Genomic DNA, 7,662 nt, shown 5'->3' with positions numbered 1-7,662 from the left:
TTGCTTCTACTTGAATAGTGTCGCCAACTGCCAAGCCGTGAGCCTCTTTGCCTTGTACCCAAACTTCGCTACCATAAGAGATTGATAAAACGCTCATAACCTCGCCTGGTTTGTTTTCGCTCTTAGTCCCCATTTTAAGGCTAACACCCATAATCTGGTCGGTTGCTTTGCTTATTTTTGCTACGCCGCCGTCCTTGCTAGTTACGAATACACCAAAAAGGATAACCTCGGTATCGTTATTTACATAAGCTAACGCTGTTACGGCACTTTCGCCCGCTCTAGCTACTTGTCCTGCAAAAGCTCTTTTATCTAAATAGCCCATTATTTACCTCCAAATTTTTTATTTAAATCTATTTTGTTTGGCTTAGCGTCGTAAAATTTATCTAGTACGCTGCCGCTATTGTCCTTAGTCCTTTTAGCCGCCTTTAGCCCTAGGTATAAAGCGTGTATTTCGCTATCACTTAGTTTTTTAAGCTCATCGGCATTAAATGCTTTACTATCTAGGATTACCGCTTCATAAACGCCCCTAGCGTTCTTAGCGTCACTTAGTTTTACGTGGCTAAAATTTGCTTTAGCGTCTGTTACGGCTTCGGTTGTTTCTGCCTCGCCTTTTAGTTTTTCGATTTCAGCCTTTAGCTCAGCGTTTTCTTTTTCTAGTGCCTCAACCTTTGCCTTAAGCTCAGCAATTTGCGCGTTCTCGTCCGTGCCGTCATCGTCTTTTACGCTTTTGGCCTTTACATCTGCTAGCTCAGTTTTTGTTTTTTCAAGCTCTGCTGTTGTTTCGTCTAGTTTTGTGCTTACTTCCTCAGCCCCGCTTAATGCTTGCTCTAAAAGATCAACTAGCTCATTATTAGCCTCGTTGGCTTCCTCTACTTTCTCTTTACCGACTTCGTCGTTATCTTTAAACTTTTTGGCTGCTATCAAAGCGCCTTTTAATTTATCTATGAATTTCATTTTTATCCTTTTGCTATCACCTAATTTACAATCTTTGCCAGCTCGCCCCTCGGCTACTACTGCCAAATGATTGCCCCTTATATTCGTTTGCCAAATTTTCCCATCACGCTCGATTAGTTTGCTGTCATATCCGCAACTTACCTCCTTTATTCCTTGTTCTTTTATTATTTTGATCGCTATCTCGTCATTTATATATGCATCACCTACCAAAAAATCCCCCTCACGGCGCACGTTTTGAATATGTCCTATCGCCGTATCTTTCCAGTTTTTAGCTGTTACGTCGTCGTCTGGGTGTGTTAGCGTTAGCGGCTTGCCCTCAAAGCTTTTAATCGTCTCGGGGCTAAAAACTTCTTTTTCGTCCCGAAAAACTTTATATACCTTGCCACTGGTGCGGCCTATTTCCTCGCCTAGGTATTCCATAGGCTGAATACTTGCCATTTTGGCTTTTGTTATTATGTAGCCGTCATCATTTATTTTAAAATCCATTTATACCCCTATGATTGCTTTTGCAAAACATCGGCATTGTATATCAACGCCAGGCTTGCATTTCGGCTTGTCCGCCTCTCGTTTTATCCACGTTTTGCCGCCGTCTTTGCTATACACGCTATCATCATCAAAACGACATAGCACACCTTGCATATTCGCGTGCGTGTGTCTTACCCTTTCATCTTTAGCCGTGCACCAGATATAAAGCTTTACGCCTAGATTTTGCATGCGTTCTTGATCTAGCTCGGCGTTAATTTTTGCCGTCTGATCTCTAGCTATTAGCCTAGCCCTGCTTTTACTTACGCCCGTGCGTTCGTGTATGATCGTGGCTAAATTTTCAGCCCTGCCATTTTTTAAATAGCTCTCTCTTATTGCTTTTTCCACGTCGTTTAGGTAGTCATTTTTTACCGAAGTTATCAAGCTCACGTTTTTGGCTATGTATTCGTCTAGTTTTGCTTTTACGGCGGTATCGCCCACAAGCGGCGTTAGGTCTATATCCGTGCCTTTTTGCACGTTTTGGATTAGTCGCTCTTTGTTGGCTTCATTTACTGCGCTAACCACGCCTCGGCTTAGCTTTTTGGCATAGTCTAGTGTGTCAGCTTTTCGTAGTCCGTCTAGTATTTGGGTTGTGTGTTCTATTATTTCGGCGTCGCTAGGGCTACCCAGCAAAAACACTCTAAGCCTTTTTAATAGCGCCGTTTTTAAAGAGGCTATTAATAGCAATAAGGCGTTACGATATTTAACCTCTGCGCGCTTGCTAGGCTGTACTGGCTTAAACTCTTTATTGCGTTTCTTGCTAAATAGTTCAGATAAGGTCGGTTTCATCGGCTGGCTCGTCTAACTTTTGGGCTAATAGCTCGGCTTCGTTTATATCCTCTGGGCTTATGTTTTTAATCAGCCCCTCGTCTTTTAGCTCTTTTAAAATTATCGCTTCGGTTATTACACCCTTATCTAGCAAATTACCAAGCGCTGTGCTTTTTACGTTTAAAATTTCGGCTTTTTCTTTGTCATTTAGGCTGTCTATGCTGTAAAAATCGTATTCTAGGGTTTCACCTAAGATAAACGGATCGATGAAGTCATAAACTGGGCGCAATAGTGTGTTTTGTAGTTCGTTGATCGTTTCATAATATGCTCGGTTGTCTTCTTCGCCACTACTAAAGCCACCAGCTCCCTCACCAAATAGTATGCTAATAGGGCGGTTTAATGCTCCAGCTACCACAATACAACTCTTACTCCAAAGCTCGGCTATACCCGTTAAATTGTTTTCTTTGGTTAGGTAGTCGTCTTTCATATCCATAGCTATTGCGTTAGTGTAGCTTTTGGCTTCATTTATTAGTCTTAGCCGTTTTAGTATCTCGCCCTCGTTGCCTATTGCTATTTGCTCGTTATACCCATCCATTTTGTATACATCTATTTTGCACTCCTCGATCAAGTCGCTAACGCTTAGCGTGATAGTGTCAAACATCTTAATAATATCAAGGGCGGTAGCTATATCACTTATACTTTCACGCTGTTTTATACCATAGCTTTTTATTCCCCCTTGCACTATACAAAGACGGCTAACGTGAGTTTTAACTCCCTTCACATCATAAAGGCTAGGTCGGTTAAATTTGTGTTCTGCATTTCTTGCTTTAAATTCGCCCTTGCCAAAAACGATAAATTGTTTAATTGTTTCATTAGGGCTTAATGGGAGTTGGTAGGTTTTCTCGCTTGCGTCTGTTACGGCTAATATCGCCGCTTCGCCATAAAGCAAAACGTTAAAAAGCAGGTCTTTAATAACGCCCTCAATCTCTATCTTACCGCAAGCATCGTAATACTCTTTTTTGCGTTCTTCGTCTATATCGTCCCAGTCGATTTCACGCCCCATTTTTAACATATCGCCTATGGTCTTTTTAATGTAGCGTTTAGCTATCCAACCATTGTTGTAAGCGTTTAGAAGCTGTGTGTTTGTGACTAATAATGGCGTATAATCTCTATTCGCCGTCATTTGCCCCATTTTAGTTACTAGGTTTTCTAAGCTATCGGTTATTTTTTGCCCCATTATTCCGCCTTTTATTTTTTGATTAATAATAAGGCGTTTTTGGGTGTTAGCTTCGGCTTGTAATGTGTCCCCAAATTGTTGTTTTGCTTTTTATTAGTGGTTCTAGGGCGTAACGTAATGCATCTATGTAGTGGTTGTTTTCATCTAGTATTTGTGGCAATATATCGCCACTATGTGGGTCGGTTTTGTAGCTGTATAATCTAAATTCCCTTGCGGTTTCAACACAACGCTCGTGTATTATGATTGCTTCAAAACTGCGTATAAACTCTATGCCGTCCTCTATGCTGCCTTTGCCTTTTATTGTTGGCGTTATCATGCTTAGCCCGTGCCTTTTTAAATAGCTTATACTTTCAGGGCGTGCGTTATCGGCTCTTATTACATATTTATGTATATTTTCGATACGCTCTTTTAAAAACTCCGCCGTGTAATCAAGCTCTAACCCTACCGCTCCAGCCTCGTGGCTTATGTAGAGTTTTCGGTCGTGTATATAGCACCTTATCGCCGCTGTCGGATCATTAGCAAAACCGAAGTCTAAGCCGTGGTAAGGATTGCCTAACCCGTCCGTGCTAAAATTTTCTACTCTAAATTTGCCTTTGAAAATAAGTGCGTCGCTCTTTGTGTTGTAGCCCCCTAGCCAAATATGCTCGTAGGTGCTGGGATTATACCTGCGATCGTATTCTTGCTCGTTAAATAGTTCGGTTGGCAAAAATGGGTTATCGCTAAAATTTGCTGTAACTAGAATAAAATCAGTCGCACCATTCTCTTGCATTTGTTTAAAAAAGCTATCCACTGCGTCCGTTTCGTTTTCAGGGTTCCAGCTAAACCAAAGCTCGGAGTTTTCCTTGCGTATAGTCGGACGTAAAAGCTCTAGGCTTCGCTTGCTTAGGTTTTGTGCTTCCTCCACCCACGCAACATCAAAGCCCTCTAGTGATTTTATACTATCGGCGGTATGGTCTTGCATGCCTTGAAAAATTATTAACCCATTGCCACGCTTAGCTCTGATCTCGGTTAGTGTTATCTCAAAATATTCACTTACCCCTAAGCTGTTTATCTTGCTTTCTATTAGGGCTTTTGATGAAAACTTTAGCGATCGTTGTATTTCCCTTATACAAACTATGCGAGCGTCTGGGTTGATTAGCATTGTTTCGATTATGCACTCGGCAAAAAAATGGCTTTTCCCACTACCACGTCCGCCTTTAGCCCCTTTGTATCTTTTATTTTCCAATAGTGGCTCAAAGATTGGGGCAGTGTTTAAATCAATTATCATTTATCAAGCTTTACTATCGTTCGCCTAATTTCGGTTACTTCAGTTTGTTGTGCGTTGGTGTTATTTATACTAATGTTGCCAGTGCGTGAATTTACTCCTAGTGTTAGGCTTGCTTTATCTATGGCTTCTTGCAAGGCTTTGAAATCGTTTGCGTTTAGCTCTATGGGCTCGAAAGTCTGCACCCCGTCACCGATACCTACCTTTTCGTATTTGGTATTTTTATCTAGCATATCCATCACTCGATTAAGATTTTTTTGCGTAGCATTAAATATTAATCCGCGGTTATATGCTTCATCTTTGGCAGTGCTCAAAATACTGCTCATTTCTATTTCTGATTTTTGAGTTTGTGCCGACAATAGCGTTATTTGAGCTTCAACTAAATGCTCATTTTTTGGCGTTAATCCTTTGAGTAAATTGGCCACAGTGCCATTTGATACACTATATTTTTTTGCTAGCTCTCTTTGTGAAAATTTGCCCGTATGAAAGTCAGCCAAAATTTTCTCTTTTATCTCATCTGTTATTTTTCCCACCATCTACCCCTTAAAATAAAGTCGGTTGTTGATATTTTTTCTTTTTATACTTGCGTTTAGGCTTTATAAATTTACTTTGGCACATCTTTCGCCTATCCGCTGCCATTCTATGCTTTAACACCCAATCTAAAAATTCTTTAGGCGTATTTAATAACGTGTTAAGCTCGTTTTGGTATTTCTTTACCTCGCTTACTCTTAGATTATTAATAACAGTTTCGTCCGTATAGGGGCTATTTAATACCTCCCTTATTAAAAACGAAATTTCCGTTAAATAATAGTGATCCTCTCTCTTTTCCCAGTCTGGGTAAAATTTATCAAGCACGGCATAAAATACGTCTAAATGTTTTAAATTAGGCAAATCCATTTTTCTAATAAATCCTAAACTCGCCCTCTATCACTCCAAGGGCTATTTTTCTCTCTAGCAGTTTTCGCTTCAGCTTGAAAACGTCCGTTTGCATTCCCTTTACGTCCTCTATTATCCTCTTGCCATTTTTTAAGCGGTATGTAAAATCTGCTATGTATCTGATCTCACGTATCATTCTAAAGCCTTGCTTGGTTGTTTCGTCTGTTATGGCAAAACTAGGCATTAGCGTAAAGGGCACTTGACGTTTTAGCTCGCTTATCTCGCCAGCTCGCTGTAAGGTTTCTAGCTCTTGGTTTCTACGCCACTCTTTGGCACTATCAAAGCCCTTGGTTTTTTTGTTACCATATTTGCTTTTAACAATCGCCGAAACGTTGCCAATTCTCATCAGCCACCTCCTCATATTTTTCTATACTCTCGTGTTTGTGTGCGTGGCACCATTGATGACACTCTCTACAAACGGCTATTTGTTTGCTGTCGTCCTTATCTGCTCCAAATCTGCCATAGCGTACATGGTGACACTCTATGCTTTGTTGTTTCTCGCATATTTGGCAAAGTGGATACGCTTCAAGTAGTCTTAGCTGGTAGGCTCTATTTTTGCTTCTAGTTAATCGCATTAATATCCTACCTCTACATATTCGCCCATTTTTGTGTCTAATGAGTAGTGTCCACGAGTGCAAAAGTAAAAATAATCCGAGTCTGCGTTTAGTCCCACACCCTCACAGAACTCTATCGCGTCTTGCTCGCTTGCGAATAAGGCCACTAGCCAACTTTTTTCTATCTCGCCCGCTTTTTTGAGTGTATCAAACAAAAATCGCTCTTTGTATTTTAGCTGTCCGTTAGCGTCAAACCAATCGTCACTACCCTTTATCTCATCAATATCTAGTTTATAAACTGCACAATTTAGTACCATTTCTTTCCTTTTTTACTTTTAGTTAATCTCAAAATAGCCCCCTTACTCCGCTCTTATAGATCATATAATCAGTCTTCGCTTGTCCATTAGTTAAAATTGCTTGTTTTAGGCTATACCCTTTAAAAGCTTCATCGCCATACTCTACTAGGTCGTCTATGTATGGCAAAATGTCGCTATTTTCACTTGAGAAAAATATAAAAGGTTCTCGCACTAGTCTAATTAGCTTTAAAAAATCTCTTAAGCCCCAAAAGCATTTATAGCCTGCTTTGCTTGTTTGTAAATATGGTGGGTCTAAAACCAATACAACATCTTTATTTTCAAATTCTTTTATCAGCTCCATTGCATCTTTATGGGCTATCTCAACGCCTTTTAAATAACCATCTGCTTGACGTAAAGGCGTTTTGGGGTTTTTTACATAAAACGTCTTTTCTTTTTTTAATTCATCTTCATTATGAGCATATTTGCCACCAAAAAGAAGCTTTGAGCTGAGCGTTATCCAGTCGATGAAATATCCTCTCTTTATATACTCATCTATGATTTTTATAATTTTTTCTCTATCCTCTCCACTTACTTTTTCATCCTTTTTATATTTTTTTGTGATAGGCTCTATTGCTTGTAAAATCTCGTTTGTTGCCTCTATATTTGCCAGCCTCTGGCTGTAATTATCGTAGTCGTTATAAATTACCCTTGCGTTTGGATAAATTTGCTTTATATTGTGGCTAAGCAGACCAGAGCCACCAAAAGCATCAATAAAAATTCCGTTCCGATGCGCTCTAAACTCGTCTTTTATAAGCTCTCTAAATTGCTTAATAAAGTTTCTTTTTTGTCCTTGAAATGGCAAAGGGGCAGCGTTATATATCAAGGCTAGCCTCCTTTTCGCCCTTGTACTTCTCGTTCCACTTTCTCATTACTTCAAGCACACCGCTTGCGTCCTTACGGCTTATCTCAAATCTATCAAGTATCTTTTTGTTTTCGTCCGCTACCTTTGCGATTATGCTAGCTCCGCTTTCGGCTATTGTGATATATACGGCTTTCATATTTGCTCCAAATAACGCTCAAATATCTTTTTGCCTATCTCATAATCAACTTCATTTCTTATAGCCTGGCGTT

General features: G+C 40.0%; 12 protein-coding genes. All 12 read right to left on the bottom strand.

Annotated elements, in window-relative coordinates; all coding sequences use genetic code 11:
* The coding region (locus Q0296_RS01845; RefSeq protein WP_298035948.1) for a hypothetical protein at positions 1–322 on the bottom strand (322 nt) is incomplete at its 3' end.
* Complete coding sequence (locus tag Q0296_RS01840; protein WP_298035946.1) at positions 322–1,440, bottom strand: DUF2213 domain-containing protein; 1,119 nt, start codon at positions 1,438–1,440, stop codon at positions 322–324. The genes Q0296_RS01840 and Q0296_RS01845, both read right to left, overlap by 1 nt.
* The gene (locus Q0296_RS01835; RefSeq protein WP_298035944.1) at positions 1,441–2,265 is read right to left on the bottom strand and encodes a phage minor head protein; all 825 of its coding nucleotides are present in this window, start codon (positions 2,263–2,265) and stop codon (positions 1,441–1,443) included.
* Positions 2,246–3,481 carry a phage portal protein gene (locus tag Q0296_RS01830; RefSeq protein ID WP_298035942.1) on the bottom strand — a complete coding sequence of 412 codons (1,236 nt, stop codon included), beginning with the start codon at positions 3,479–3,481 and terminating at the stop codon, positions 2,246–2,248. Before Q0296_RS01830 ends, Q0296_RS01835 begins: the two co-directional genes overlap by 20 nt.
* A 46-nt stretch (positions 3,482–3,527) precedes the next feature.
* Positions 3,528–4,748, bottom strand: a complete 1,221-nt coding sequence (locus Q0296_RS01825; RefSeq protein ID WP_298035940.1) for a PBSX family phage terminase large subunit — start codon at positions 4,746–4,748, stop codon at positions 3,528–3,530.
* On the bottom strand, positions 4,745–5,278 hold the full coding sequence (locus Q0296_RS01820) for a hypothetical protein (protein WP_298035938.1): 534 nt from the start codon (positions 5,276–5,278) through the stop codon (positions 4,745–4,747). The genes Q0296_RS01825 and Q0296_RS01820 overlap by 4 nt, the downstream gene beginning before the upstream one ends.
* Positions 5,279–5,288: 10 nt before the next feature.
* A complete protein-coding gene (locus Q0296_RS01815; protein WP_298035936.1) occupies positions 5,289–5,642 on the bottom strand; it encodes a hypothetical protein in 354 nt (117 codons plus the stop codon).
* 4 nt (positions 5,643–5,646) lie between these two features.
* Positions 5,647–6,027 (bottom strand): DUF1064 domain-containing protein, encoded by a 381-nt coding sequence (locus Q0296_RS01810; RefSeq protein WP_298035935.1) that lies wholly within the window; start codon positions 6,025–6,027, stop codon positions 5,647–5,649.
* Entirely contained in the window at positions 5,996–6,256 is a 261-nt protein-coding gene (locus Q0296_RS01805; protein WP_298035933.1) for a hypothetical protein, read from the bottom strand. The genes Q0296_RS01810 and Q0296_RS01805 overlap by 32 nt, the downstream gene beginning before the upstream one ends.
* Positions 6,256–6,552 (bottom strand): hypothetical protein, encoded by a 297-nt coding sequence (locus Q0296_RS01800; RefSeq protein WP_298035932.1) that lies wholly within the window; start codon positions 6,550–6,552, stop codon positions 6,256–6,258. Before Q0296_RS01800 ends, Q0296_RS01805 begins: the two co-directional genes overlap by 1 nt.
* 28 nt (positions 6,553–6,580) lie before the next feature.
* Positions 6,581–7,414 carry a DNA adenine methylase gene (locus Q0296_RS01795; protein WP_298035931.1) on the bottom strand — a complete coding sequence of 278 codons (834 nt, stop codon included), beginning with the start codon at positions 7,412–7,414 and terminating at the stop codon, positions 6,581–6,583.
* Complete coding sequence (locus Q0296_RS01790; RefSeq protein WP_298035930.1) at positions 7,404–7,589, bottom strand: hypothetical protein; 186 nt, start codon at positions 7,587–7,589, stop codon at positions 7,404–7,406. Before Q0296_RS01790 ends, Q0296_RS01795 begins: the two co-directional genes overlap by 11 nt.
* Positions 7,590–7,662 lie beyond the last annotated feature (73 nt).

Origin of the sequence: uncultured Campylobacter sp. (genome assembly GCF_937890585.1) — a bacterium.
Lineage (GTDB): Bacteria > Campylobacterota > Campylobacteria > Campylobacterales > Campylobacteraceae > Campylobacter_A.
Note: the sequence above shows the minus strand (reverse complement) of the source record. Positions and strands in the feature narration are given on the sequence as shown.

What these genes read in the sequence shown, in the direction of transcription:
- Q0296_RS01800 (WP_298035932.1), bottom strand. Translation starts at nt 6,552, where the DNA reads ATGGTACTAAATTGTGCAGTTTATAAACTAGATATTGATGAGATAAAG.
- Q0296_RS01825 (WP_298035940.1), bottom strand. Translation starts at nt 4,748, where the DNA reads ATGATAATTGATTTAAACACTGCCCCAATCTTTGAGCCACTATTGGAA.
- Q0296_RS01790 (WP_298035930.1), bottom strand. Translation starts at nt 7,589, where the DNA reads ATGAAAGCCGTATATATCACAATAGCCGAAAGCGGAGCTAGCATAATC.
- Q0296_RS01815 (WP_298035936.1), bottom strand. Translation starts at nt 5,642, where the DNA reads ATGGATTTGCCTAATTTAAAACATTTAGACGTATTTTATGCCGTGCTT.
- Q0296_RS01830 (WP_298035942.1), bottom strand. Translation starts at nt 3,481, where the DNA reads ATGGGGCAAAAAATAACCGATAGCTTAGAAAACCTAGTAACTAAAATG.
- Q0296_RS01835 (WP_298035944.1), bottom strand. Translation starts at nt 2,265, where the DNA reads ATGAAACCGACCTTATCTGAACTATTTAGCAAGAAACGCAATAAAGAG.
- Q0296_RS01805 (WP_298035933.1), bottom strand. Translation starts at nt 6,256, where the DNA reads ATGCGATTAACTAGAAGCAAAAATAGAGCCTACCAGCTAAGACTACTT.
- Q0296_RS01810 (WP_298035935.1), bottom strand. Translation starts at nt 6,027, where the DNA reads ATGAGAATTGGCAACGTTTCGGCGATTGTTAAAAGCAAATATGGTAAC.
- Q0296_RS01840 (WP_298035946.1), bottom strand. Translation starts at nt 1,440, where the DNA reads ATGGATTTTAAAATAAATGATGACGGCTACATAATAACAAAAGCCAAA.